The sequence below is a fragment of the Burkholderia sp. SRS-25 genome, from assembly GCF_004343765.1.
Lineage (GTDB): Bacteria > Pseudomonadota > Gammaproteobacteria > Burkholderiales > Burkholderiaceae > Burkholderia > Burkholderia contaminans.
Map to the genome: position 1 here is coordinate 125,586 of NZ_PTXM01000015.1, position 23,855 is coordinate 149,440.

General features: G+C 66.6%; 25 protein-coding genes. 14 read left to right on the plus strand and 11 right to left on the minus strand.

The genetic code is table 11. The features are described from left to right. Positions 1 to 121 precede the first annotated feature (121 nt). The 6 genes from C5O79_RS21300 to C5O79_RS21325 form a co-directional block, all read right to left on the minus strand. Complete coding sequence (locus C5O79_RS21300; protein WP_046549265.1) at positions 122 to 448, minus strand: antibiotic biosynthesis monooxygenase; 327 nt, start codon at positions 446 to 448, stop codon at positions 122 to 124. A 65-nt stretch (positions 449 to 513) separates the two neighbouring features. After that, entirely contained in the window at positions 514 to 1,500 is a 987-nt protein-coding gene (locus C5O79_RS21305; protein WP_122474909.1) for a YkgJ family cysteine cluster protein, read from the minus strand. Next, positions 1,494 to 2,321: a MetQ/NlpA family lipoprotein gene (locus C5O79_RS21310; protein ID WP_122474907.1), complete on the minus strand. Its 828-nt coding sequence runs from the start codon at positions 2,319 to 2,321 to the stop codon at positions 1,494 to 1,496. The genes C5O79_RS21305 and C5O79_RS21310 overlap by 7 nt, the downstream gene beginning before the upstream one ends. Then, the gene (locus C5O79_RS21315) at positions 2,318 to 3,367 is read right to left on the minus strand and encodes a formylglycine-generating enzyme family protein (protein ID WP_039354440.1); all 1,050 of its coding nucleotides are present in this window, start codon (positions 3,365 to 3,367) and stop codon (positions 2,318 to 2,320) included. Before C5O79_RS21315 ends, C5O79_RS21310 begins: the two co-directional genes overlap by 4 nt. Before the next feature lie 16 nt (positions 3,368 to 3,383). Next, a complete protein-coding gene (locus tag C5O79_RS21320; protein WP_122474905.1) occupies positions 3,384 to 5,342 on the minus strand; it encodes an arylsulfatase in 1,959 nt (652 codons plus the stop codon). Positions 5,343 to 5,555: 213 nt separating this feature from the next. Further along, positions 5,556 to 6,275 carry an SDR family oxidoreductase gene (locus C5O79_RS21325; RefSeq protein ID WP_131931679.1) on the minus strand — a complete coding sequence of 240 codons (720 nt, stop codon included), beginning with the start codon at positions 6,273 to 6,275 and terminating at the stop codon, positions 5,556 to 5,558. Between the two features lie 630 nt (positions 6,276 to 6,905). Between C5O79_RS21325 and C5O79_RS21330 the strand changes: the two genes are divergently transcribed. From C5O79_RS21330 to csgH, 6 genes are all read left to right on the plus strand, one after another. Beyond that, positions 6,906 to 7,343, plus strand: coding sequence for a CsgE family curli-type amyloid fiber assembly protein (locus C5O79_RS21330; RefSeq protein WP_163009011.1), 438 nt, complete (start codon positions 6,906 to 6,908; stop codon positions 7,341 to 7,343). A 31-nt stretch (positions 7,344 to 7,374) separates the two neighbouring features. Next, positions 7,375 to 7,812 carry a curli assembly protein CsgF gene (locus tag C5O79_RS21335; protein WP_039354434.1) on the plus strand — a complete coding sequence of 146 codons (438 nt, stop codon included), beginning with the start codon at positions 7,375 to 7,377 and terminating at the stop codon, positions 7,810 to 7,812. A gap of 24 nt (positions 7,813 to 7,836) precedes the next feature. Then, positions 7,837 to 8,775 (plus strand): CsgG/HfaB family protein, encoded by a 939-nt coding sequence (locus C5O79_RS21340; RefSeq protein ID WP_174242131.1) that lies wholly within the window; start codon positions 7,837 to 7,839, stop codon positions 8,773 to 8,775. A 29-nt stretch (positions 8,776 to 8,804) separates the two neighbouring features. Further along, the gene (locus tag C5O79_RS21345) at positions 8,805 to 9,347 is read left to right on the plus strand and encodes a hypothetical protein (RefSeq protein WP_122474901.1); all 543 of its coding nucleotides are present in this window, start codon (positions 8,805 to 8,807) and stop codon (positions 9,345 to 9,347) included. A gap of 131 nt (positions 9,348 to 9,478) precedes the next feature. After that, positions 9,479 to 10,852, plus strand: coding sequence for a hypothetical protein (locus tag C5O79_RS21350; protein ID WP_122474899.1), 1,374 nt, complete (start codon positions 9,479 to 9,481; stop codon positions 10,850 to 10,852). Between the two features lie 71 nt (positions 10,853 to 10,923). Then, positions 10,924 to 11,244, plus strand: a complete 321-nt coding sequence (gene csgH / locus C5O79_RS21355) for a curli-like amyloid fiber formation chaperone CsgH (RefSeq protein ID WP_122474897.1) — start codon at positions 10,924 to 10,926, stop codon at positions 11,242 to 11,244. Positions 11,245 to 11,289: 45 nt separating this feature from the next. On the opposite strand, the gene C5O79_RS21360 is transcribed toward csgH, so the two are convergent. After that, complete coding sequence (locus C5O79_RS21360) at positions 11,290 to 12,201, minus strand: LysR family transcriptional regulator (protein ID WP_046549257.1); 912 nt, start codon at positions 12,199 to 12,201, stop codon at positions 11,290 to 11,292. Between the two features lie 126 nt (positions 12,202 to 12,327). Here C5O79_RS21360 and C5O79_RS21365 point away from each other — a divergent pair, with 126 nt between their 5' ends. Next, positions 12,328 to 13,347: an NAD(P)-dependent alcohol dehydrogenase gene (locus C5O79_RS21365; protein ID WP_122474895.1), complete on the plus strand. Its 1,020-nt coding sequence runs from the start codon at positions 12,328 to 12,330 to the stop codon at positions 13,345 to 13,347. A 53-nt stretch (positions 13,348 to 13,400) separates the two neighbouring features. Here C5O79_RS21365 and C5O79_RS21370 read toward each other — a convergent pair whose 3' ends face one another. From C5O79_RS21370 to C5O79_RS21380, 3 genes are read right to left on the minus strand one after another with little or no spacing between them, the layout of a single operon-like run. After that, the gene (locus C5O79_RS21370) at positions 13,401 to 14,585 is read right to left on the minus strand and encodes a porin (protein WP_122474893.1); all 1,185 of its coding nucleotides are present in this window, start codon (positions 14,583 to 14,585) and stop codon (positions 13,401 to 13,403) included. A 52-nt stretch (positions 14,586 to 14,637) separates the two neighbouring features. Further along, on the minus strand, positions 14,638 to 15,426 hold the full coding sequence (locus C5O79_RS21375; RefSeq protein ID WP_122474891.1) for an ABC transporter substrate-binding protein: 789 nt from the start codon (positions 15,424 to 15,426) through the stop codon (positions 14,638 to 14,640). Positions 15,427 to 15,476: 50 nt separating this feature from the next. After that, positions 15,477 to 16,598 carry a M20 aminoacylase family protein gene (locus tag C5O79_RS21380; RefSeq protein ID WP_122477307.1) on the minus strand — a complete coding sequence of 374 codons (1,122 nt, stop codon included), beginning with the start codon at positions 16,596 to 16,598 and terminating at the stop codon, positions 15,477 to 15,479. 184 nt (positions 16,599 to 16,782) lie between these two features. On the opposite strand from C5O79_RS21380, the gene C5O79_RS21385 reads away from it, so the two are divergent. The 7 genes from C5O79_RS21385 to C5O79_RS21415 all read left to right on the plus strand — a co-directional run bounded on the left by C5O79_RS21385 (position 16,783) and on the right by C5O79_RS21415 (position 22,637). Next, positions 16,783 to 17,742, plus strand: coding sequence for a LysR substrate-binding domain-containing protein (locus C5O79_RS21385; protein ID WP_122474890.1), 960 nt, complete (start codon positions 16,783 to 16,785; stop codon positions 17,740 to 17,742). A 162-nt stretch (positions 17,743 to 17,904) separates the two neighbouring features. Further along, positions 17,905 to 18,195 carry a co-chaperone GroES gene (locus C5O79_RS21390; RefSeq protein ID WP_011694564.1) on the plus strand — a complete coding sequence of 97 codons (291 nt, stop codon included), beginning with the start codon at positions 17,905 to 17,907 and terminating at the stop codon, positions 18,193 to 18,195. 12 nt (positions 18,196 to 18,207) lie between these two features. Further along, a complete protein-coding gene (gene groL, locus C5O79_RS21395; protein ID WP_122474889.1) occupies positions 18,208 to 19,848 on the plus strand; it encodes a chaperonin GroEL in 1,641 nt (546 codons plus the stop codon). Between the two features lie 533 nt (positions 19,849 to 20,381). After that, positions 20,382 to 20,753 (plus strand): DUF6697 family protein, encoded by a 372-nt coding sequence (locus C5O79_RS21400; protein ID WP_046549250.1) that lies wholly within the window; start codon positions 20,382 to 20,384, stop codon positions 20,751 to 20,753. A 58-nt stretch (positions 20,754 to 20,811) separates the two neighbouring features. After that, positions 20,812 to 21,030: a hypothetical protein gene (locus C5O79_RS21405; protein WP_226235799.1), complete on the plus strand. Its 219-nt coding sequence runs from the start codon at positions 20,812 to 20,814 to the stop codon at positions 21,028 to 21,030. A gap of 132 nt (positions 21,031 to 21,162) precedes the next feature. Beyond that, positions 21,163 to 21,684, plus strand: a complete 522-nt coding sequence (locus tag C5O79_RS21410) for a PTS sugar transporter subunit IIA (RefSeq protein WP_131931681.1) — start codon at positions 21,163 to 21,165, stop codon at positions 21,682 to 21,684. A 59-nt stretch (positions 21,685 to 21,743) separates the two neighbouring features. After that, positions 21,744 to 22,637 (plus strand): acetylglutamate kinase, encoded by an 894-nt coding sequence (locus C5O79_RS21415; RefSeq protein WP_131931683.1) that lies wholly within the window; start codon positions 21,744 to 21,746, stop codon positions 22,635 to 22,637. Between the two features lie 41 nt (positions 22,638 to 22,678). Here C5O79_RS21415 and C5O79_RS21420 read toward each other — a convergent pair whose 3' ends face one another. Further along, positions 22,679 to 23,827 (minus strand): porin, encoded by a 1,149-nt coding sequence (locus C5O79_RS21420; protein ID WP_131931685.1) that lies wholly within the window; start codon positions 23,825 to 23,827, stop codon positions 22,679 to 22,681. Positions 23,828 to 23,855: the final 28 nt, after the last annotated feature.

Below are 23,855 nucleotides of genomic sequence, written 5' to 3' on the forward strand. Positions count from 1 at the left end.
GCTGACCGAGGTTCAACCCGTTCTGCAGCGTGTACGCGAGCTTCCACCGCTTCGCACCCGCGTAGTAACCCCACTTCTACAGCCCCGCCGTTTTCTGCGCAGCGGCATATCAGACAGCCATTCAGGCAGATTGGCCCGCATGCGGCTGCATGAGCTTGCCGTCGCCGTACTCGCGCAACACTTTCGAAATCACGACGCGATAGCCGTCCAGCCAGCGCGCCTGTTTCGTCTTTGCCTCGAGATGCGCCGGGTGCTGCATCAGTTGCTGCAGCGCCGCCTCCGATTCCCAGTAATAGACGTTCTGGATCAGCCCCGATTCGGCGTTCTCCCACGTCTCCTCGCCGAGGTAGCCGGGCGTTGCGCGCGCCATGTCGGCGATCTGCCGGTCGAGCCGGTGGAATTCGTCGTCGTATTGCCCGGCTCGGAAAATGAAGGTCGACGCGTACATGCCCGCTCCATCGAAAGCGATTGAAAGAGCGCCGATTGTAAGGCAGGTACGGCAGGCCGCCGTCGTTACGCGGCGAGCGTATCGACGTCGGGCCGGTCGGCGAGCCACGCGTCGATGCGCGCTGCGTCCTCACGAATGCCGGCCACGGGCGCCGGCATCGCAGCCAGTGCGTGCCGTGCTCGTTCAAGCGCCTGCGCGAAGCCGCGCAACTCGCGCGTCGCGGGCCGGTCGTCGGCATGCCGGCGCGCGAGTGCCGTTTCAATGTTCATACCGATCAACGCGAGTTGCGCGTCGATGACCTCGATGCAGCGTGTACGGCAATACTCGGACACCTGTGAGACGGCCAGCAGCACCGGCACGATCGACACGGTCAGGTAGCCGCCGGGCGCGAGCCGCGACAGTGCATGGCGCACGTCCTGCCCGCCATCGGTCAACGAGGCGAACACGGCATCCCGCCACACCGCGCGCTCGAATACCAGCGCATCGCGATGTGCGTCGAGCGCCGCGCGGTCCGCGACCTGTCCGGCCGTCACCAGCGGAATCGGGAATGACGATTCAACTGACGATTGCGCGCTCGCCGTTTCGACAATGCAGTTCGCGCCGAGCCATCCCGCATCGACGCGCCGCGCGGCCAGCACGCGGGACTGCAAGCGATCCGGCAGCATCGGATCGAGCGGCACCGCGCGGCAAATCGACGGCTTGTCCGCATGCACGCTGCAGCGTCCGTCGTCGGCCAGCGCCGCGCAACGGCCGAGCGACGGATAGTCGTAGCCCTGCAGCGTCAGCGCGATCCATTCGCTCCCCGCGCCGCCGGTGCGATGAAACAGCCGTGCCGACAGCGCATCGGAAGCCGCGACGTCTTCCGCGTCGAGCGCGTACTCGCGGCCGCCCGCGCGCCAGCGCTCACCCGTTCGCCGCTTCGGCACGCGGCGGATCGTCAGCGCACCGACGAAGCGATGCCGATGCCGGAACAGTTCGCGCAACGACAGCGTCGGTGCGCTGTTGCAGCAGCGTCCGCAAGCGTTGCACGCGAGCAGCCAGGTATCTACCACGGCCGCCGCACCGAATCCTGGTAGCGCGTGAGGATGAAGCGCGCGACATCGTCCGAGTGATACGCGGCGACGAGTTGCGCGACCCACGGCTTCGCGCGATCGGCATCGCGCACCGTCAGCACGTTCGCATACGGCGAGCGCGCATCCTCGATGCTGATGCTGTCGCGTGCGGGTTGCAGCCCGGCACGCGCGGCATCGTCGCTGTCGATCGCGACGAACGCGGCCGTGTCGAGCGCAGCATGAAGGCGATCGCGACGCAGCGCGACGAGCCTCAACCCGAGCCGGTTGCCGGTCACGTCGCGCAACGTCGCACGCAGGCCGGCCCGCTCGCGCAGCGTCACCAGCGTGTCGTTCTGCAGCAGCACGAGCGCGCGTGCCATCCCGCGCGGATCGGCGGGAATCGCGACCGTCGCACCGGGCTGCAGTTCGTTCAGGTTCTTCAGCTTGCGCGAGTAGAGCGCCATCGGCAGCGTGACGGTCGGCGCGACTTCGGTCAGCGCGTAGCGTTTCTGCGCGCGCGTCGCGGCAAGCTGATGTGCATCCTCGAAGCTGGCAGCGTCGATGCGGCCGTCGGCCAGCGCCGCGTCGATGCGCGATGCATCGTCGAATTCGACGACGTCGATGCCGAATCCTCGCGATGCGGCGACCCGCTTCACTTCGTCCAGGATCTGCGCATGCACGCCGCGCGTCACGCCGACACGCACCGCCGGTGCGGCCGGTGCGGTCGGTGCGGCCGATTCGGCGGCCACGGTCAAACCCGAATGAACGACCGCGCACGCCGCCATCAGCCACGCGCCCACGCAAACCACGACGCGCTTCATGACGCATCCCTCAGAATCGTGCGAAACCCGATATGCGACGCGCCGAGATCGGCTTCCTGCTGTTCGCGCGACGACGCGCGATAGCGCACGCAGTAGTCGCGCGAGCACAGGAACGAGCCGCCCTTGATGACCATCGGCGTATCGTGCCGGCGCGTCGGCGGCGCGACGGCCGCCGTGTCGCCGTTCGTATGCGACTGGTGCGGGCCCGTGTACGCATCCTTGGTCCATTCCCATGCATTGCCGATCATGTCGTAGAGCCGGAACCCGTTCGCCGCGTAGCAGCCGACCGGCGCGAGCCCCGCGTGGCCGTCCTCGGCCGTGTCGAGCACCGGGAACACGCCCTGCCAGTAGTTCGCGGCCGGCTTGCCCCGCGCATCGCGCGGCGCCGCGTCGAGCGATGCGTCGTCGCGGCCGGCCTTGCCCGCGTATTCCCACTCGGCTTCGGTCGGCAGGTCGCGGCCGAGCCAGCGCGCATACGCGAGCGCATCGCGCTGCGTGACGAGCGTGACGGGCAGGTTGCCGAGCCCGTCGACATGGCTGCCCGGCCCGCGCGGATGACGCCACGAGGCGCCCTTCACCCACGACCACCATGCCAGGTCGCGCGCGTTCATCTCGTCGCGCGTCGGCACATGAAACACGGCCGCCCCATCCTGCTGCTCGGCCTCGGTCACGTAGCCGGTCGCCTGCACGAACGCGGCGAACTGCGCGATCGTCACGTCGGTCTGGTCGATCCAGAACCCGCCGACACGCGTGCGTCCGTCGCCGGCCGGGCGCTCGTCCGCATAGCCGCGCGTGCTGCCGAACACGAACGCGCCGCCGCGCAGGTGCACCATCCCGGCCTTCGGGTCGTCGCGCCACCCTGCCGGCAGCCCCGAATAGCGCGCGCACTGTTGCTCCGAGCCGAGCGGCGCGAGCGCGCGGCCGCGATTCGCGTCGTCGAATGCGCCGCCCGCCGGTGCGACGGGGTTCGCATAGCCGGCCGCGAACGCGGCGGCGAACAGCGTGGCGGCCAGCGCCGCGCCGATCGTCCAGAACCGGACCCGCATCGTGTCGCTCCCGGGTTCAGTAGTAGCCGCGCGGACGCAGCGGCTCGACACCGCCGACGTTGCTCATGTAGGTCTTCCACTGGTCGACGAGCGTGCTGATCACCGACGGGTTCTGCGCGGACACGTCGGTCGTCTCGCCGCGATCCGCCGCGAGGTCGTACAGCTGCCAGTGGCCGTCGAGCGGCCCGAGCGGCGGCTCGGTCCACAACGCCTTCCAGCGGCCGTCGGCGCTGCGCAGGTACGCGCGGCCGTACGCTTCGTCGCCGAACGGCGCGGTATGCACCTCGCCCGTCGCCGTACCCGTCAGCACCGGCAGCAGCGACTGGCCCGTGACCGGATACACATAGCGGTTGTTGTAGATCACCTTGCCCTTGTTCTGGTCGACGCCCGTCAGCGTGTTGACGAGCGGCGGCGCCGGCTGCGACGGCGGCGTGACGCCCGCGACCGCGAGGAACGTCGCCGTGTTGTCGGTCACGTGCGTGAAGGCGCGAAGCGTCGGCAGCTGCTGCGTCTGGCCCGGCAGGCGCACGATCGTCGGCGTCGATACGCCGCCTTCGGCCGAATAGCCCTTGGTAAGCCGGAACGGCGACGCGCTCACTTCGGCCCAGCGCAATCCGTACTGCAGGCGCTGCGCGTTCTGCTTGCCGTTGTCGGTGCCGAGCGTCGAATAGATCGGGTCCTGCCCGTTCGCGGTATCGGTCGCCGTCGGGTCGGCGCCCGAATCGATCGGCCAGCCTTCCGCGCCGTTGTCCGACTGGAACATGATGAACGTGTTGTCGTATTCGCCGATGTCCTTCAGGTGCTGGATCAGCAGGCCGATGTTGTAGTCGAGGTTCTCGACCATCCCCGCATAGATCTCCATGTAGCGCGCCTGAGCCTTGCGCTCGGCCGGCGACAGGCTCGACCACAGCTTGTCGACCTTGCCGGGGCCGTAGTCGCTGTAGCCGTCCGCAGCCGTGTGCACCGCGCTGATGTATTTCGCGCCGGCCGCGCCGTTGTTCGCGGTCGCGGGCGACGCGGCCGTGGTTTCAGGCAAGCCGTCGAACGGCTTGAAATCGGCGGGAATCAGGCCGAGCGCCTTCTGCCGCGCGATCCGCGCGTTGCGGATCGCGTCGTAGCCTGCGTCGTACGCGCCCGCGTACTTGTGCAGCCACGGCTCGGGCACCTGCAGCGGCCAGTGCGGCGACGTGTAGGCCGCGTACGCGAAGAACGGCTTGCCGTCCCGCTTGTTCGCATCGATGTACGAGATCAGCTTCTGCGTATAGAAATCGGTCGAATAGAACACGGCCGGGCTGCCGCCCGTTCCGCCCGGCTGCCCGGGTTGACCGGGCTGCACGTAGCGGCCGTCTTCCGTGTAGTTCGACGAGCCGGCCGGCTCGTGCGCGAAGTGGTTCGTCGCCGCGCCGCCGAGCAGCACGTAGCTGCGCTCGAAGCCCCACTGGTCGGGCGTCTGCCCGCTGCCCGTCGCGCTGCCGACGATTCCCGAGCCGATGTGCCACTTGCCCGCGATGTACGTGTGGTAGCCGGCGTCCTTCAATAGTTGTGCGAACGACAATGCACGGTCGTTCAGGTAGCCCTCGTAGCCGGGCAGCCCGCGCCGCTCGTCGGTCGGTACGCCCATCGTGCCTTCGCCGACGAGATGGTGGTCGGTGCCGGACACCAGCATCGCGCGCGTGATCGCGCAGACGGTGCCCGTGTGATGGTTCGACAGGATGCGGCCCGACGCGACGAGCGCGTCGAGGTTCGGCGTGTTGATCTCGCCGCCGAATGCATGGATGTCGGAATAGCCGAGATCGTCGGCCATGATGTACAGGATGTTCGGGCGTTTCGCGGCCAGCGGCGGCGTGGTGTTCGTCGGCGGCGACGGCGTATCGCTGTCGACGCCGCCGCACGACGCGAGCGACATCGCGCCGGCAATCGCGGCGCAGACGACACGGAAACGAAAAGCATGTAACGGCGACGCTGACTTTTTCATTGTTCTGAACGCTCGATCTACGGGATCGGCGATCTTAGCGTCGCATGCGCAGCACCCAAAGTCCGATTCGTCACATGCTAACGGGGTGGCGGAATATGCGCGCAAGCGGAAGACCGGCCATCAGCGCGCGCACATGTGCGCCCCCGCGAGGCGCGCCGAAACCGGCCGCCGCCGGGCGCCGCGCCGATGGCGCCCGATGCGTCGGCGTTGGCGTCAACTACGCCCGCCGAGACTGCCGCCGCCGTCCACGGCCAGCACCTGCCCGGTGACGAAGCCGGCTTCGTCCGACAGGAAGAATGCAATCGCCGCGGCCACGTCGTCGGGCGTGCCGAGCCGGCGCGCGGGAATCGTCGCGAGCACCTTGCGTTCGGCTTCGCTGCCGACGGGCCGCGTCTGCCGGAACAGTTCCGTCTCGATCGGACCCGGCGCCACCGCGTTGACGGTCACGCCATGTTCGGCGAGTTCGAGCGCCCACGTGTGCGTGCAGCCGACGAGCGCACTCTTCGCGGCGGAATACGCGGTGCGATCGAGGCCGCCGAAAATCGCGCGGCTGCAGATATTGACGATGCGCCCGTGGCCGCGTGCCTTCATCGCCTCGGCAAAGTGTTGCGTCACCTGGACAGCGGCCCGCACGTTGAGATCGAACACGGTCTGCAGCGACCGGAAATCGATCTGCCCGAGCGGTTGCGGCAACACGATGCCCGCGTTGTTCACGATGCCGTCGACATCGTGCTGCTCGCTGATGCGTGCAAGAACGGCCGCCGTCTGTTCGAGGTCGGCGAGATCGCATGCGCGCAATTCGCCGGGGAAGTCGATGCCCTGCGCGTGACGCGCAAGACCGATGACGCGATGGCCGCGCCGTGCGAGCAACGTGCTGATCGCGAGGCCGATGCCGCGCGATGCGCCGGTGACGAGATAGGTGCGAGATGACATGTGTGCTCCCGAAGTGCGTTCACGTGAGTAGCGTGGCGTGAGGTTGCCGGCGCACAAGCCCGGAACCCGCGCTTTCGTCGGACGATTCTACGTGCGTAACGGGACGTTACGTCGTGTCGTTACGAGCGAACCCGTAGCAACACGTTACGTTTTCTCCGCATCAGCATCGCCGGGAATTTCCAAATCACGATTTTCCAAAAATATCGTCTGATTAAATTTGTAATACTCCATTTATAAAAGAAAGACTGTTAATGAATATCCAACTCGCAAACGTTTTACGTGACGGAAATATGCATCCGAAAAATTAGACGAATAACGACTTAAAAAAGTAAACCGTTTAAAACAACGGCAGGCATGCCTCTTGCTCACTCCCCCCACCATGTGCCGCGTTCGACCAGGAACGAATAACCCGCAAAACGGGCGGCGCCATATTTCGTAAAAATTGATCCGGGGGTCGGGGAAATGGTTTCGAGCGCAAGCAGGCGATTGGCCTGGGGGGCCGTGACGTGCCTGTCGCTATTCGCGACGGCACGCGCGCAGGCCCAGGACACCGTCGACGCGCCGCCTGCGGCCGCGGCGAACGGCGGACATCCGATTGCGCCGCCCTCGACGCTGCTGAACGCCGAACGCGTGCTCGAAGCACCGAAGCCCGCGCCCGGCGCCGGCCCGGCCGCGGCGAAGCCGGCCATCGGCACCGCGCCGGCCGGTGCCCGGGCCGCCGCCCGCCACGCCCTTCCGGAAGACCAGCTCGGCGGCACGGTCACGACCGATGCCGTGACGCTCGCCGGCCGCGATTTCTATACCTACTTCTCGCAGACGTGGTCGGAAATCCCGCTGAGCGAGCGCTACATGGTCGCCATTCACGAACGCCCGTCCGGGCGTTACGGCAGCCTGATCTGGGTCGAGTTCCAGCAAAAGCGCGTATTCCAGACCTTCCTGCCGATTGCGCGGGCAAACGTCAAGGCCGTGGCCGAAAGCGCCGCCAATATCTCCTTTCAAACCGTCATTCAGGACGATCTGTCGAATTTGCTGTTTCCCGATTCGGATCTGTCCAAAGACGAGATTTAGTCGATTAATCAAAAAACAGGGGTTGGAGAAAATGAATCGAATCAGATTGAGCTTGATCGCGCTGGTCGCGATGACCGCGGTGTCGCCCTATGCGTGGTCGTCGACGCTGGTTTATCAGCCGAACAACCCGAACTTCGGCGGCAACCCGGCGAACGGCCCCAACCTGCTCAACGAGGCCAACGCGCAGAACAAGCACACGGATCCGTCGCTGTCGGCCTTTTCGTCGCCGACGTCCACGTCGTCGCTCGACCAGTTCAATGCGCAGCTGCAGCAGGCGATCCTGTCACGTGTCGCCGGCTCGGTGACGAACTCGATCGTCGGCACCAACGGCGAGCTCAAGCCGGGGACGATCAGCACGGGCAACTTCACGATCGTCGTGAGTGCGGCCGGCAACGGCAACCTGCAAGTGACGACCACCGACAAGACGACGGGTGCGACCTCGACGTTCATCGTCAGCAACGGCCAATGAATCAGAAAAACGACTGAGCGAATCATGAAAAACAATGCTGAACGCACACGCTTCAACACGGGGATGACACGGGTCGCCATGGGCGCGCTGTTGCTGCTGTCGCTGGTCGGCTGCGTCACGCGGCCGATGCCGGCCTTGAGCAACGCGACGCTGACGCCGCCGACGCGCACCACGCGCGACCTCACGCACCTGCCGCCGCCGAAGGGCAAGATCGTCGCTGCGGTGTACGGCTTTCGCGACCTGACGGGGCAGTACAAGGCATCGCCGGACAGCTCGTTCTCGTCGCAGGTCACGCAGGGCGGCGCGTCGTTCCTCGTCAAGGCGATGCGCGACTCCGGATGGTTCACGCCGGTGGAACGCGAGAACCTGCAGGACCTGCTGACCGAACGCAAGATCATGCGCGCCACCGACGGCGCGGATGCGAAGAAGGCGCAGAACGATGCGATGGCGCCGCTGATGCCCGCGAACATCGTGCTCGAGGGCGGCATCGTCGGCTACGACACGAACGTCCGGACCGGCGGGGCCGGCGTCGCCTACCTCGGGATCAGCGGGTCGACGCAGTACCGGATCGACCAGGTCACCGTCAACCTGCGCGCGATCGATATCCGCACGGGCCAGGTGCTCAACAGCGTGTCGACGACCAAGACCGTCTACTCCTATCAGGTCGACACGGGCATCTATCGCTTCGTCGGCTTCAAGGACCTGCTGCAGGCGGAAGCCGGGCTGACGCGTAACGAACCCGCGCAGATCTGCGTGAACGAAGCGATCGAATCGGCGCTCACGCACCTGATCGTCCAGGGGGTCGCGAACCAGACGTGGGCGCTGAAGAACGACCAGGACTGGTACGACCCGACGATGCAGCGGTATCTGCAGGAAGACCGGAAATACGCGCAGGACATGGAGGACGCGAACACCGCGTACGACCCGCAGAAGATCGATCGCCAGGGCGCGTCCACTCATTAACCGGCAGCAGGCCGGCCAGCGGAGAAAACATGATGAATCGACAGCGTGATCGGAACGGGCGCGCCCGCGCGGCGTGGCGGGTGCTCGCGACCGTATGGGCAGCGACAACGATGCAGGCTGCCGCGGCAGCTCCCGTGCCGCTCAACGATCTCGGCCCGCCCGAACCGGCGTTCGACTACAGCGGCAACATCGTCGCGGTCCGGCAGGCCGGTGTCGGCAATGCCGCGTCGCTCGACCAGGCGGGCCACAACGGTGCGCTGGTCTGGCAGGCCGGCGACGGCAACGCGATCGTCGCACGGCAGACCGGTGCGCAGAACTGGATCGCGGCGTCGCAGGTCGGCGTCGGCAACACGTTGAATGCGACGCAGCGCGGCAACGGCAACACGTTGCAGGTGCAACAGAACGGCAGCGGCAATTCGGTCGAGTCGACGCAGGTCGGCACGTCGCTGTCGGCGCGCGTCACGCAGAACGGCAGCAACAACGCGGTGAACATCGTGCAGGGCGGATCGAACACCGGCATCCAGGTGATCCAGAGCGGCAACGGTGCGCGCGCCACGGTGCTGACGCGGTAACGGTTACGCAGTGTGCAAGTGCTTTGCTTCAAGTGGTGTGACGTGTGGGACGTGAGAGCGTCCTCAATTGGCGGGGGTGCCGGCGAAGACCCACTTTTCCGGCGAATTTTCTTTCGAATCAGGAGCAACAAATGAAGGTGACCAAGTCTGCAATCGCAATCGCAGTGCTGATGCTCGCATCGGCTGCCGCACAGGCCGATTCGTCGGGTAACACCGTGAACATCGGGCAATACGGCAGCTTCAACTCGGCAACCGTCGAACAGACGGCGACGAGCGGTGATTCGGTGTCGATCAACCAGTCGGCAGCCGGCGACGATCCCCGTTACGGGTTCGTCGCCAACGTGACGACCGCGGGCGGCAGCGGCGACACGACCGTGATCCAGCAGACCTCCTGGTGGGCGGAGCCGTATTCGAGCGTGAACGTGTCGCAGACGGGCACGTCGCATGAGCGGAACTACGTGACGCAGTCCGGTGGCGGCGACTTCTCGGCGACCATCACGCAGACGACGTCGGCCTACACGGGCGGCCCGCAATACGACATCAACACGATCAACCAGTACAGCTACATCGACAGCGCGTCGATCTCGCAGCAGGGTGGCGGCTGGAACGCCGTGACGATCAACCAGGGCTCGCCGAGCCAGTCGGCGATCGCCAACAACGCGACCGTCGCGCAGACGGACACGGTCGGCAACACCGTCGGCATCACGCAGACCGGCAACAACGGCACCGCGAACGTCCAGACGACCTGGGGCGGCGGCAACGCGACGTCGATCACGCAAACGGGCGGCACGACCAACGCCAGCGTGACGCAGTTCGCCGAAGTTGGCGACCAGGTCACGACGACCCAGAGCGGCACCGAAACGGCCACCGTGAACTCGTCGTTCGGCGGCGGCAACACGACGACGATTTCGCAATCGGGCGGCGTGAGCGGCAACAACGCAACGGTGAACCAACTTCTCGCGGCCGGCAACGCGACGTCGATCACGCAGACCGCCGACGGCAACAACGCCACGGTCAACCAGTGGTTCGAGTCCGGCGACAGCGCGACGATCAACCAGTCGGCCGCGTCGAACAACGCAGCGATCACGCAGCAATACGGCTACGGCAACGGCGCGTCCATCACGCAAACGGCCGCGTTCAACACGGCGTCGATCACGCAAAGCAGCTCGACCGGTTCGACGGCATCCATCACGCAGTCTTCGGCGGACAACCTGGCGTCCGTGACGCAATCGGCATCGAGCTCGGCGGTGACGGTGAGCCAGTCGGGCGCCATCGGCAACTACGCCAATGCGTCGCAGACGGGTGCGGATGACCTGCTGAACCTCTCGCAAACCGGTGGCTTCAACATCATCAACGCGTCGCAAGTGTCGGGCACGGGCAACCAGGGTTACGTGACGCAGATCGGCTTCAGCAACAACGCCACGCTGCTGCAGCAAGGCAACGGCAATTACGCCAGCATCAGCCAGACGGGCGCTTTCAACACCGCATCGATCAAGCAGCACTGAGCACCGCCGGTGTAACGAAGAGGCCGGACGATTGCCCGTTCGGCCTTTTTTTCATTCGACAGGGGACGATCATGGTTGGCATTCACGATCTCGACGCCTATTTCGACATCGCCGCCAGTGCCGGCGGCGTGAACATCGTGCCGCACGTGCGGTCGGCCGCGCCGGTCGACGTGTCATACAGCCTGCGCATCACCAAGACCGGCGGCGCCGGCTCGGCCTCGCTGACGCGCTCCGGCGAATCGCGACTCGCCGGCGGCGAGGATCGGCCGCTCGCGACGCTGCGGCTGAGCGTCGATTCGAGCGACATCTGCCAGGCGACGCTGGTGCTGCGCGTCAACGGCGAGCAAGCGGAGTATTCGGTGGACTGCAATCCGCAGCGGGCCGCGAATTGAGCCGGTGCGGCGCGGGCCCGGCGCGAACGCCACATCGCCCCCGCGTCAATCATCCGACGCCAGCATGCGCGGTATTTCGTCGACGAGCGCATCGATGACGACACGCACCTTCGACGGCACCTGGCGCGAAGCCGGCCGCACCGCGAACACTTCGGCGCCCGACACGCTGTTGCTGTCCATCACGAGCGCGAGGCGGCCGTCGCGCAGGTAAGGCGCCATCAGCCAGCACGGCAGCCACGCGAGGCCCGCGCCGGCGGCGGCCGCCTCGGCGATCGCCTGCAGGTCGTCGAGCCGCAGGCGGCCGGACGGGCGATGGTCGTGCACCGCACCGTCCGCGCCGACGACCCGCCACGGCGTCGGTTGCCCGCCGCGCGAATACGCGATGCCGACATGCGACGCGAGTGCGTCGAGCCCCGCCGGCCGGCCATGACGGTCGAGATACGCGGGCGACGCGCAGATGCCCATGCGTTGCACGCCGAGCTTGCGCCCGACCAGCGCACTCGTATCGGCCAGCTCGCCGATACGCACCGCGATGTCGAAGCCGTCGTTGACCAGGTCGGCCACACGGTCGCTGAACGACACGTCGATCTCGAGCCGCGGATGGCGCTCGACGAGGCGCCGCATGACGGGCGCCACGCATTGCCGCCCGAACAGCACGGGCACGCTGACGCGCAGCCGCCCCGCCGGCTCGCGCTGCCCCGCGTCGAGCGCGGCCTCCGTCTCGCCGAGTTCGGCCAGCAGCCGCCGGCATTGCTCGTAATAGACGAGCCCTTCGTCGGTCAGGCCGAGCTGGCGGGTCGTGCGCTGCAGGAGCCGCGCGCCGAGGCGGCGTTCCAGCCGCGCGACGACCTTTGCCACGGCCGAGCGCGTGACGCCGAGCCGCAGCGCCGCCGCCGCGAAGCTGCCCGACTCCACCACGTCGACAAATTCGGCCACGCCTCTCAGCCGCTCGTCCATGCCATTCCGCTCCGGTTGGGTCACAGGGTTGTGTCCACACAGGCGACAGTCACCGGCCGAATTCTCGCCAATGCGTCCCCGTGCGCAACACTATGATAGTCCGCTCTATCTCGAAAAGGAGTCGACATGAACGCATGGCAAGTGAAACCGGGCGACGGCGCGGCCGCGCTTCGGCGCATCGACGCGACACGCCGCGCGGTCGGGCCGACCGAGGTCGTCGTGAAGATCCATTCGGCCGGGCTGAACTACCGCGACCTGATGTTCGCGCGCGGCGACTATCTCGGCATCGGCACGGACGCGCTGATCCCGGTGGCCGACGGCGCCGGCGAAGTCATCGAAACCGGCCGCGACGTCACGCGCTTCAAGCCGGGCGATCGCGTGATCAACACGTACTTTCCGCACTGGATCGACGGGCCGCCCACGCCACAGAAGGTCTCGGGGTCGCCCGGCGCGCAATTCGACGGCGTGCTGGCCGAGCATTTCGTATCCGACGAAGCCGCGCTGGTCGCGATTCCCGCGCATCTGAGCTACGACGAGGCGGCGACGCTGTCGTGCGCCGGGATCACCGCCTGGAACGCGTTGTTCGGCGACGGTGGCCTCGAGCCCGGCGCGACCGTCGTGCTGCTCGGCACCGGCGGCGTGTCGATCGTCGCGCTGCAGCTCGCGCATGCGGCGGGGCTGCGGACCATCGTCACGTCGTCGAGCGATGCGAAGCTCGAGCGCGCCCGCACACTCGGTGCGGACGCAACCATCAACTATGGCGCGACGCCCGAGTGGCAAAACGAAGTGCTGCGGCTCACCGGCGGGGCGGGGGCCGATCTCGTCGTCGAAGTGGGCGGCAAGGATACGCTGCCGCGCTCGGTCGCCGCGACGAAGATGGGCGGCATCGTGTCGGTGATCGGCGGCCTCAGCAGCTTCGCCGGCCCCGAACTCGGGCTGCTGTCGCTGATCGGCGGGATCCGGCAGCTGCACGGGATCATGGTCGGCAGCCGCGCGATGCTCGACGATGTCGTGCGGCTCGTCGACGCGAAGCGGATCAAGCCGGTGGTCGATCGCGTGTTCGGCTTCGACGACGCACCGCAGGCGTATGCGTACCTGCAGTCGGGTCAACACTTCGGCAAGGTCGTGATCCGCGTCGCGCAGTAGGCGCGTCGAGGCGGCGGGGAACTCGGCCCGCCGCCTCTTCCGTCATCGCGCCTTCAGAACTTGTGACGGATCCCCGCGTGAACCATCAGTTGCTTCGAGGTCGACGACAGGTCCGCCGCGCCGGGAATGTAAGCCTGGTCGAACGACGAGCCCGTCGCATCGCCCGCGATGCGCTGGTAAGCGCCCATCAGGTACACGTCCGTGCGCTTCGACAGGCTGTAGTCGGCCATCAGCCCGAGCGAATGGATCTTCGGCTTCGCGCTGCCCGTCGTCGCGTCGTAGCGCACCGTCGTGTACACGTACTGTGCACCGATGAACAGCGCCGGCGTGAACTGGTATTTTCCGTTCACCTCGACGTTCTGGTACCTGATCGACGACACCGTGCCACCCGCGAGCGGGCCGGTCACCGGCTGGATCGTTTCGTCGCCGAACAGGTAGCCGACGTTCGCGGTCGGCCGCGTGACGTTGCTGTTCGTGTATGCGAACCCGACCGTCGCGGGCCCCGCCGTGTAGTTGATCCCCGCACCGAAGATCCGCAGCCGCGCCGACGCAAAGTTCGCATCGGCGCCGACCGACCCCGAGCCCGCGATCGCGCCGCCCGACGTCGCGCCGGGGTTGTCCGCATTCAGGAAGGCCGCGCCGACCAGCAAGCCGCCCTGCTCGTACTGCGCGCCGACGCTCCACTGACGGTTGTTCGCGAATCCCGTGTCGTTGCTGAAACCGTACGTGGCACCGAACGAGAAGCCGGCGAAATCCGGGCTCGCGTACTTCACCGTGTTGTTCACGCGAAACGTGTTGCCGGTGTTGTCGTTGTCGAGCGGATGCGAGAACGGATAGACGCCCCAGCTGCCGTTCGCGGTCGTCGGCGCGAGATAGTCGACCACCGCATCGTATTGCCGGCCGAGCGTCAGCGTGCCGAACCGCGCGCTGCCGAGCCCCACGTACGCCTGCCGCCCGAACATGCGGCCGCCCTGCGCGAGCGTGCCGTTGTTCACGTTGAAGCCGTTTTCGAGCTGGAACAGCGCGCTGTAGCCGCCGCCCAGGTCCTCGGTGCCCTTCAACCCCCAGCGGCTGCCTTGCGCGAAGCCGCTCGCCATCTGCCACGCACCGCGGCCGCCAACGTTGCTCGTGTAGTCGATGCCGGCATCGACGAGGCCGTACAACGTGACGCTGCCTTGCGCGAACGCGGGCGCTGCACACAGCGCCGGGACCGCGACGAAAGCCAATCTCCAGTTCATTCGTGTTCCTTATTTATAGTGTCGTGACTGCCCGCCTTCCGGGTGTCGCCGCTTACTTCGCGCCGTAAATGTCGAAGTCGAAATACTTGTTGTTGATGCGCTGGTACGTGCCGTTCGCGAGGATCGCCGCAAGCGCGCGGTTGAAGGCGTCACGCAGGTCGTTGTCCTGCTTGCGCAGCCCGAGCCCGTCGCCCTGCCCGAAATACTTCACGTCGTCGATTGCCGCGCCGACGAACGCGAAATCCTTGCCCTGCGGTTTCTTCAGGAAACCGTCGCTGGCCGCGATCGACGCCTGGAACGCTGCGTCGAGCCGGCCCGTCACGAGATCGGCATACACCTGATCCTGGTTCGGGTACGACACGATCTGCACGCCGGCCCGCTGCCAGTTCGCGATCGCATAGTCAGCCTGCGCGGAACCCTGCTCGACGCCCACACGCTTGCCCTTCAGCGCGTCGGCCGTCGGCAGCAGCGGCGAGCCCTTGCGCGCGATAAGGCGTGCCGGCGCATTCGAGATCCGGTTCGTGAATGCGATCTGCTGCTGCCGCTTCGGCGTGATCGTCATCGACGACGCAATCACGTCGAACTTGCGTGCGAGCAGCCCCGGAATCATCCCGTCGAAGCTCGACTCGACCCACACGCAGCGCGCATGCAGCTCCGCGCACAATGCGTTCGTGATGTCGATCCCGAAACCCGCCAGCGTGCCGTCGGGCAGCTTGTATTCGAGCGGCGGGTAGGTCGGATCGACCGCGAGGCGGATCTCCTTGCCCGCCCAGTCGCCCGCATGCGCCGCCCCTGCCGCCAGCGCCACCGCGAGCGCCGCCATCCGTTTCCACTGCTTCATTGCCAGTCTCCTTCCTTGTGTGAATCGTCAGTCAAAATCGTGCGGGCACGTCACGCGAGGTAGCGCTCCGCCAGTGCAATCCAGTAGCTCGCGCCAGTGGCGAGGCACGCGTCGTTGAAGTCGTAGCCGGGGTGGTGCAGCCCGCATCCGGCGGCGCCGTCGCCGTTGCCGATCGACAGGTAGCTGCCGGGGCACGCGTTCAGCATGAACGCGAAGTCCTCGCTGGCCGCGATCGGCCGCAGATGCGGGATCAGCGCGCCATCGCCGCCCCATTCGCGGGCGACGTCGCGTGCAAACGCGGTCTCCGCGGCGTGATTGACGAGCACCGGGTACTCGTGCCGGTAGTCGATCTCCGCGGTCGCACCATAGCTCGCGGCCTGCCCGTGCACGATCTCGCGAATTCGCCGTTCAAGTAGCGCCCGCACGTCCGGCGAAAGCGCACGCACGCTGAGCGCCAGATCCGCGTGCGACGGAATCACGTTCGACGCGGTGCCCGCATGGATCGAGCCGGCCGTCACGATCGCCAGCTCCTGCGGGTTCACGTTGCGCGACACGACGGTCTGCAGCGCCATCACGATCGACGCGCACACGACCACCGGATCGATCGTCGTATGCGGCGCCGCGCCATGCCCGCCGCGCCCGGTCACGCGCACGCGCACCTCGTCGGCCGAGGCCATCGCCGGGCCGTCGCAGAAACCGAGCACGCCGGCCGGCAGGCCCGGCACGTTGTGCATCGCGAACACCGCATCGCACGGAAACTGCGCGAACAGCCCGTCGTCGATCATCCGCTTCGCGCCGCCGAGCCCTTCCTCGGCCGGCTGGAAAATCAGGTTCAGCGTGCCTGTGAAGCGCTCGCGCTCGGCCAGGCATCGCGCCGCCGCGAGCAGCATCGCCGTATGACCGTCGTGGCCGCACGCATGCATCACGCCGTTGCACCGGCTCGCGTGCGGCAGCCCGGTCGTCTCGCGGATCGGCAGCGCATCCATGTCCGCGCGCAGCCCGAGCCGCTTTCCGGGGCCGCGCGTCAAGGTGCCGACCACGCCCGTGCCGCCGAGCCCGCGCGTCACCCGATAACCCCACGTTGTCAGGAAACCGGCCACGAGATCGCTCGTCGCGTGCTCCTCGAAGCCAAGCTCCGGATGTGCGTGCAGCCGGCGGCGCAGCGCGATCATTTCCGCCTCGATGGCCGCCATTTCCGGCTGGATGTGTTTGTGGTCCAACCCCGATTCTCCTCGATGCGTTCCGGTTGCCGATCGCCCGAATGACCGATCGTGGCCGCATCGTAGGCAGCGAAAATCCCGGCGAACAGCCGCGGTTTCGTTATGATGACAACCTTTCGTTGTCGGGTAGCGCACCATGAGCACGATCAAGCTGCATCAGCTGCAGGCGCTCGTCGCGAGCGCGGAGGCGGGGAGCATCCGCGGTGCGGCGCGCACGCTCGGGCTGTCGCAGGCGGCCGTCACGCGTGCGCTGCGCGAGCTGGAAGCGAGCGAACGCCTGCCGCTGCTGGTCCGCGCGCCGGAGGGGATCGGCTTCACCGAATACGGCAAGACGCTGCTCACGCACGCGAAGCTCGTGCTGAAGCAGCTCGAACACGCGCAGAGCGATCTCGAGCGCATGCGCGGCCGCGTCGAGGGCCGGCTGAGCATCGGCGTCACGCCGTGGCTCACGATGACCTTCCTCGCGGAAGCGGTGCTGCGTTTTCGTGAACAGATGCCGGACGTACGCCTGGAGCTCTACGAAGCGCTGATGGCCGTCGCGCAACCGCTGTTGCGCGACGGCAGCATGGATTTCGCGCTCGGGCACGTGCAACCGGGCGGCACGCAGGAATTCGCGTTCGAGCCGATGCTGCGCTACGAGACAGCGGTCATGGTGCGCGCCGGCCATCCGCTCGAGCACGCGCGGTCGATCCACGACCTGCTCGACCACGACTGGGTATTGAATTTCGCGGCCGACGGGCAAGCTGCGCTCGTCGATTACCTGTTCACGCGTCACGGCGCCCACATCGACGAACGGCGCATCGTGCGTGCGCAGTCGGTGGCGATGCTGCAGACGATGCTCGAGCAGGCCGACATGTGCACGTGGTGTCCGACGATCCTCGCGGCCGTGCCGTCGTTCGGCGAACGGATGCGTGCGTTGAAGTTGAAAGAGACCTTCGAGCCGCGCGACCTCGGGATCGTCACGCGGCGCAGCAGCACGCTCGGCGACGCGGCGCGCTGCTTCATCGACTGCCTGCTGCACGTGATCCGCCGGCATGCGCGATCGGCACGCAAGGCGGATCTCGCGCTGTTCAGGACGCTGTCGCTGCTGATCTGACGCGCGGCCCTGCCCGTCGTTCCCGCCTTTCGTCCAAACCGCCTCCGTGAAAATGCATTTCGGAATCCGTTATTGGATTGCGCCGCCGCGCATTTTTATACTCGTCAGCACTCTCTGTTAAAGAGTGCCAGCCAATTTCAACGGATCAGCACAGGACAACCAATGAGCCTACGCCCCTTGCACGACCGCGTGATCGTGAAACGACTCGACCAGGAAACCACCACCGCATCGGGCATCGTGATCCCCGACAGCGCGGCGGAAAAGCCCGACCAGGGTGAAGTCATCGCCGTCGGCCCCGGCCGCAAGGATACGGACGGCCAGCGCATCGTGCCCGACCTGCAGGTCGGTGAACGCGTGCTGTTCGGCAAATACGCGGGGCAAGCCGTCAAGGTGGATGGCAACGAGTTTCTCGTGCTGCGCGAGGAAGACATCGTCGCGGTCGTCAATCAATAACGGAGCGCAATCATGGCAGCGAAGGAAATCATTTTCAGCGACGTCGCCCGGGCCAAGCTGACGGAAGGCGTGAACATTCTCGCGAACGCGGTGAAGGTCACGCTCGGGCCGAAGGGCCGCAACGTCGTGCTCGAACGCAGCTTCGGCGCGCCCGTCGTCACGAAGGACGGCGTGTCGGTCGCGAAGGAAATCGAACTCGCGGACAAGCTGCAGAACATCGGCGCGCAGCTCGTGAAGGAAGTTGCATCGCGCACCAGCGACGCCGCCGGCGACGGCACCACGACGGCCACCGTGCTCGCACAGGCGATCGTTCGTGAAGGCCAGAAATACGTCGCGGCCGGGCTCAACCCGCTCGACCTGAAGCGTGGCATCGACAAGGCCGTCGCGGCGGCCGTCGACGAGCTGAAGAAGATCAGCCGGCCGACCACCACGAGCAAGGAAATCGCGCAGGTCGCGACGATCTCCGCGAACGGCGAGGAATCGATCGGCCAGCGCATCGCGGAAGCGATCGACCGCGTCGGCAAGGAAGGCGTGATCACAGTCGAGGACGGCAAGTCGCTCGCAGACGAGCTCGATGTGGTCGAGGGGCTGCAGTTCGATCGCGGCTACCTGTCGCCGTACTTCATCAACAATCCCGACAAGCAGATCGCCGAGATCGAAAGCCCCTACATCCTGCTGCACGACAAGAAGATCTCGAACATCCGCGACCTGCTGCCGGTGCTCGAACAGGTCGCGAAGTCGGGCCGGCCGCTGCTGATCATCGCGGAAGATGTCGAAGGCGAAGCGCTCGCGACGCTGGTCGTGAACAACATCCGCGGGATCCTGAAGACGGTCGCCGTGAAGGCGCCGGGCTTCGGCGACCGCCGCAAGGCGCTGCTCGAAGACATCGCGATCCTCACCGGCGGGCAGGTAATCGCCGAGGAAACGGGCCTGACGCTCGAAAAGGCGACGCTGGCCGAACTCGGCCAGGCGAAGCGCATCGAGGTCGGCAAGGAAAACACGACCGTGATCGACGGCGCGGGCGATGCGAAGAACATCGAAGCGCGCGTGAAGCAGATCCGCGTGCAGATCGACGAAGCGACGTCGGACTACGACCGTGAAAAGCTGCAGGAACGCGTCGCGAAACTCGCGGGCGGTGTCGCGGTGATCAAGGTCGGCGGGGCCACCGAAATCGAAGTGAAGGAGAAGAAGGACCGCGTCGACGACGCGCTGCACGCCACGCGCGCGGCTGTCGAGGAAGGCATCGTGCCGGGCGGCGGCGTCGCGCTGATCCGCGTGCGGCAGGCGATCCGCGAGTTGCAGGGCGTGAACGCCGACCAGAACGCAGGCATCAAGATCGTGCTGCGCGCGCTCGAGGAACCGCTGCGCCAGATCGTCACGAACGCGGGCGAGGAAGCGAGCGTCGTCGTCGCGAAGGTGGCCGAAGGCTCGGGCAACTTCGGGTACAACGCGCAGACCGGCGAGTACGGCGACCTCGTCGAATCGGGCGTGCTCGATCCGACCAAGGTCACGCGCACGGCGCTGCAGAACGCGGCGTCGGTCGCGGGGCTGTTGCTGACGACCGATGCGACCGTGTTCGAAGCGCCGAAGGATGCGGCGCCGGCGGCAGCGCCGGGCGGCCCGAGTGCGGGTGGGCCGGGGTTCGATTTCTGATGACCCGACGCGTATGCCGGTTCGCCGGCATGCGCGCCACCTTGCAGACTCCCATTGCGCGTGGCGACGACAGTCGTCACGCGTTTTTTGTTTTGTGCGCCAGGCCGCACGGGCCACTCAACCTTTACGACCTTTTTACTTGCGCCCGCGCATGCGTTCACTAGAATGTGTTCGCAATCGATCCATCACCGAGTACGCACATGCGCATCCGAAGTCCTCGCCCTCCGAGTTGTTTTTCTGCCTGACTGGCAGGACGCCTGCGTCTCTCTTTTCCCGAGCCACCGTCCTGCCGACAGGCGGACGGTGCGCGCCGTAGTCTTTCCCGTGCACGCTTGAACACGACGTCGATGCGTTGACCGCGCATCGCGCGATGCAAGCGTATCCGCGCGGAAATTCCCGTATCACGACACGCCATCGATCCGCCGCCCCGGCAACGTTCGACTGGAATGCCTCGCATCCCGCATGCCGATCCAGTCTCATTACTTTGCATACCTGATTTAACCGACGGAAGTTTCCGATACCGGAGCCCGAACATGTTCGAGATCGACAAGCAGTACACCCGCGAATTCATCCACACCGCGTGCGGCGGCAGCAAACAGGCGTTCCTGCCGACGAAGAACGGCAAGGTCGTGGCCGCTTGCCTGCGCACGGACCTCAACCCGCACGCACCCGACGTGATCCTCTGCGACGGCAGCGCGTCCGCACGGGCGGCAGGCAGGACGCTCGCCGCACAACACGACGCGATTCCGGTGTTCATCCGCATGGCCACCGACGCGTACCGCTTCGTCGGCCAGTACGTCGTCAGCGAATCGCTCACCGCACCGCTCGACTGCGCGCCTTATGTGCGCAACAGCAGCTTCACGCCCGGGCAGATCTCGCGCGTGCTCAAGCTCAAGCGCTGCTGACCCGCTTGACGGGCGCCTCGCGCGCCCGGTCCCGGTCAACTTTCACACAGGAGCAATCATGCTTGGCCTGACGTTCTGGAAACACGTGATCGGTGCGCGGACCGATGCAATCCGCAATGACAGGGCGGCTGCACACGGCCGGCACCGACGGGTATCGAGAACGCTCGTGCTGACCAGCGCGGCGGTGGCGTTCGCGGCGATCGCGTTCGGCGCGCCGGTGGTCGGCATTTCGGTGTTTCTGCTGACGACGCTGCCGTTCGTGCTGTCGGGTACCTGAAGCGGTATGTGCCGGGCCCGGTTCCATCGGCGATCGATACACAATTTTAATGCCGGGCCCGCGCGTATCTAACACCGTCTTTACGCGGTTTTGTCTAGGATTTCCCTGTCATCCCGACACGGAGAGATCCGCATGCAAACGCAGCAGGCCGCCGCCGGCGGCCAACCCGACCTTCCCTACCGACGCGGCGGCGCACCGCTCGCGACCCGGCTGGCCGACGCCTGCCCGCTGGACAACATCCTGCTCGACGTACCGGTCGAAAGCGCGATCCAGCTGTTCGACCTCGTCGCGCGCCACATCGAGCGCAGCAGTGGCGTATCCGCGGAGCGGATCAGGACCGAACTGACGAAGCGCGAGCAACTCGGCTCGACCGGCCTCGGCCAGGGCGTCGCGATTCCGCATGCGCGTGTCGCCGGCCTCCGCTCGGCCATCGCGCTGTTCGTTCGCACGCAGTATCCGTTCACCTTCAACGCACCGGATCGCAAGCCCGTGCGCGAATTCATCGTGCTGGCGCTGCCGCAGGAAGACAACCGCGCGCACCTCGAACTGTTCGCCGACGCGGCGCGCTGTCTCAGCGAACGCCCGTTCCGGCAGGCGTCGCGCGACGCGCTGACGCCCGACGAGATTCACCAGCTGATGCAACGCACGTATTGATGCCGCGTTGACGCCGCAACGTGCGGCGACAGGCTCGCCCTTCATTCATTCGGAATCCCATGTTCCCAGACCCTGAAAGTCCCACTCTGACGTCGCGCCGCGTAGCCGGCCTCGCGCGCTCGCTGCCGTTCATGCAGGCCCTGGACGGGCAGACCGTCGTCATCGTCGAAGGCGGCGCCGCGAGCGACGCACGCGCCCGCCACGCATTCGCGCAGGACGTCGCGCTGCTCGCACTCACCGGCGTTCGCCCGATCGTCGTGCAGGGCGTGCCTGCCGCACCCGGTACGCCATCGATCCATGCCGTTCACGCGGCGATGGCAGGCGTCAATCATGAGCTGGTGCGCCTGATCGGCAGTCACGGCGCCAAGGCGATCGGCATCGACGGCCACGACGGCGGCCTGCTGGTGGCGAGCGCCCATTCCGACCGCACCGACACGAGCGCGGTCGCCCGCTTCGACGGCACCGCGCTGAACGCGTTTCTCGAGAACGGGCTGGTGCCCGTCGTGATGCCGATCGCCCCGGACGACGCAGGCCATGATCACCTGCTGCGCGCGGAACGGCTCGGCAGCCTCTTCGCGCAGCGCACCGGCGCCGTCACGCTGGTGATGATGGTGGAAAGCACGCTGCTGCGCGAGCTCGGCGAGCTCGCGGGGCTCTACGGCATCACGGAACTCGAGCAATGGCTTGCCGAGCATCCGGCCGCAACCGCAGCGGCCTGCGTGCGGGAAGCGCTCGATGCGCTCGCGCACGGCGTGCAGAACGTCCATCTCGCCGATATCGGGCAACCCGAATCGCTGATCGACGAACTGCTCACGGAGGAAGGATCGGGCGTGGTGTTCTGCCGTCGCGGCAACGCCGACCTGCTGGCGGAAACGCGCCGCTACTTCGCGGATTCGGCGAGTGTGCTGCGCGACGGCTTCAACGTCGAGCAGAAGCAGGTCGTCCGGTTCTGAATTTCGCAGCAGAAACGCTCGCGGCGCGGTGCGCAGTGCCGTCAGAACATCTGGCGCAGGCCGACGGCCGCCCCGACGTTGTTGGTCCTGCCGATCTGGTCGACCTTGCCGGTGAGCCGATTGGTGGCGCCCGGATAGTCGGCCGCGAACGCACCGTTGCCGCGCGAGAAATCGACCGTGCCGTAGACCTCCGTATGCTTGGACAGCGCATACTCGGCCAGCACGGTCGCCGAGTAGTTGATCCCCGAACCGAGCGTACCGTCGAGCCGCTTTGCGTTGCGTGCGTGGCCGTAATAGCCGGCCACCGTGATCAGCAGCGGCGCGGTGGCCTGCCAGTTGGCGCCGACGTAGAACGTGTCGTCGATGCGGTTCGGGCTCCCGCCGCTCAACGCCGGTGCGCCGGCCTGCTGCATGTTGAAGTCGGTCGTGCCCGTCTTGTCCTGGCCGTGCAGCCAGCCGGCCAGCAGGCGGACGGAGGGCGTAACCTGATACGCGCCGCTCACGTGCAGGAAGTTCACCTTCGCGCCGTTGGTCGCACTGCCGTTCACGGACGATACCGAGGTCTGCTGGAAGCCTGCGTTGATCGACGCGGGCCCGTGCGCGTAGGTGAGCTCGACACCGTACGTGCTGTCGAGGCCCATCGCACCGGCATGATTGCCGAAGCCGTAGATCGCATCGACGCTGAACCCGTTGTACGTGAATGCGTACTTCACCGAGTTCGGCACCGTCAGGTAGTTGCCGATGCCGTTGTACGCCCAGCTGTCCTGCCAGTAGTCGCCGACGGTCATCGGATCGAATACGTCGCCCATCGTGTCGTACAGCGGCGCGTACTGGTTGCCGAACGTCAGCGTGCCATATCGGCCGTTCGACAGGCCCACGTAGGCCTGCCGGCTGAACAGCGTGTTCGCGACGTGCAGCTTGCCATCGCCCAGCTCGAAGCCGTTCTCGAGACGGAAGATCGCCGACAGCCCGCCGCCGAGATCCTCGCTGCCACGCAAGCCCCAGCGGCTGTGCGTTTCCGGGCCGACCGTCATTCCGATCAGGTCCTTGCCGTCAGGGCCGGCATTCGTCTGATAGCGGATCGCCGTATCGACGAGGCCATACAACGTAACCGAACTCTGCGCGAACGCGCACGATGCTGACATGGTGAAAGCGGCGCCGATACAACCGGTGACAACGGTGCGTCTCATGAAAGGCCTCCCTGAGCAATTGATTTTG

Excerpts from the sequence above, each read along its gene's own strand:
- C5O79_RS21410 (WP_131931681.1), top strand. The coding sequence starts at position 21,163 with ATGCAAACGCAGCAGGCCGCCGCCGGCGGCCAACCCGACCTTCCCTAC.
- groL (WP_122474889.1), top strand. The coding sequence starts at position 18,208 with ATGGCAGCGAAGGAAATCATTTTCAGCGACGTCGCCCGGGCCAAGCTG.
- C5O79_RS21315 (WP_039354440.1), bottom strand. The coding sequence starts at position 3,367 with ATGCGGGTCCGGTTCTGGACGATCGGCGCGGCGCTGGCCGCCACGCTG.
- C5O79_RS21300 (WP_046549265.1), bottom strand. The coding sequence starts at position 448 with ATGTACGCGTCGACCTTCATTTTCCGAGCCGGGCAATACGACGACGAA.
- C5O79_RS21345 (WP_122474901.1), top strand. The coding sequence starts at position 8,805 with ATGATGAATCGACAGCGTGATCGGAACGGGCGCGCCCGCGCGGCGTGG.
- C5O79_RS21310 (WP_122474907.1), bottom strand. The coding sequence starts at position 2,321 with ATGAAGCGCGTCGTGGTTTGCGTGGGCGCGTGGCTGATGGCGGCGTGC.
- C5O79_RS21365 (WP_122474895.1), top strand. The coding sequence starts at position 12,328 with ATGAACGCATGGCAAGTGAAACCGGGCGACGGCGCGGCCGCGCTTCGG.
- C5O79_RS21370 (WP_122474893.1), bottom strand. The coding sequence starts at position 14,585 with ATGAACTGGAGATTGGCTTTCGTCGCGGTCCCGGCGCTGTGTGCAGCG.
- C5O79_RS21400 (WP_046549250.1), top strand. The coding sequence starts at position 20,382 with ATGTTCGAGATCGACAAGCAGTACACCCGCGAATTCATCCACACCGCG.
- C5O79_RS21340 (WP_174242131.1), top strand. The coding sequence starts at position 7,837 with ATGAAAAACAATGCTGAACGCACACGCTTCAACACGGGGATGACACGG.
- C5O79_RS21380 (WP_122477307.1), bottom strand. The coding sequence starts at position 16,598 with ATGATCGCGCTGCGCCGCCGGCTGCACGCACATCCGGAGCTTGGCTTC.
- C5O79_RS21325 (WP_131931679.1), bottom strand. The coding sequence starts at position 6,275 with ATGTCATCTCGCACCTATCTCGTCACCGGCGCATCGCGCGGCATCGGC.
- C5O79_RS21320 (WP_122474905.1), bottom strand. The coding sequence starts at position 5,342 with ATGAAAAAGTCAGCGTCGCCGTTACATGCTTTTCGTTTCCGTGTCGTC.
- C5O79_RS21415 (WP_131931683.1), top strand. The coding sequence starts at position 21,744 with ATGTTCCCAGACCCTGAAAGTCCCACTCTGACGTCGCGCCGCGTAGCC.
- C5O79_RS21385 (WP_122474890.1), top strand. The coding sequence starts at position 16,783 with ATGAGCACGATCAAGCTGCATCAGCTGCAGGCGCTCGTCGCGAGCGCG.
- C5O79_RS21335 (WP_039354434.1), top strand. The coding sequence starts at position 7,375 with ATGAATCGAATCAGATTGAGCTTGATCGCGCTGGTCGCGATGACCGCG.
- csgH (WP_122474897.1), top strand. The coding sequence starts at position 10,924 with ATGGTTGGCATTCACGATCTCGACGCCTATTTCGACATCGCCGCCAGT.
- C5O79_RS21375 (WP_122474891.1), bottom strand. The coding sequence starts at position 15,426 with ATGAAGCAGTGGAAACGGATGGCGGCGCTCGCGGTGGCGCTGGCGGCA.
- C5O79_RS21390 (WP_011694564.1), top strand. The coding sequence starts at position 17,905 with ATGAGCCTACGCCCCTTGCACGACCGCGTGATCGTGAAACGACTCGAC.
- C5O79_RS21360 (WP_046549257.1), bottom strand. The coding sequence starts at position 12,201 with ATGGACGAGCGGCTGAGAGGCGTGGCCGAATTTGTCGACGTGGTGGAG.
- C5O79_RS21350 (WP_122474899.1), top strand. The coding sequence starts at position 9,479 with ATGAAGGTGACCAAGTCTGCAATCGCAATCGCAGTGCTGATGCTCGCA.
- C5O79_RS21405 (WP_226235799.1), top strand. The coding sequence starts at position 20,812 with ATGCTTGGCCTGACGTTCTGGAAACACGTGATCGGTGCGCGGACCGAT.
- C5O79_RS21420 (WP_131931685.1), bottom strand. The coding sequence starts at position 23,827 with ATGAGACGCACCGTTGTCACCGGTTGTATCGGCGCCGCTTTCACCATG.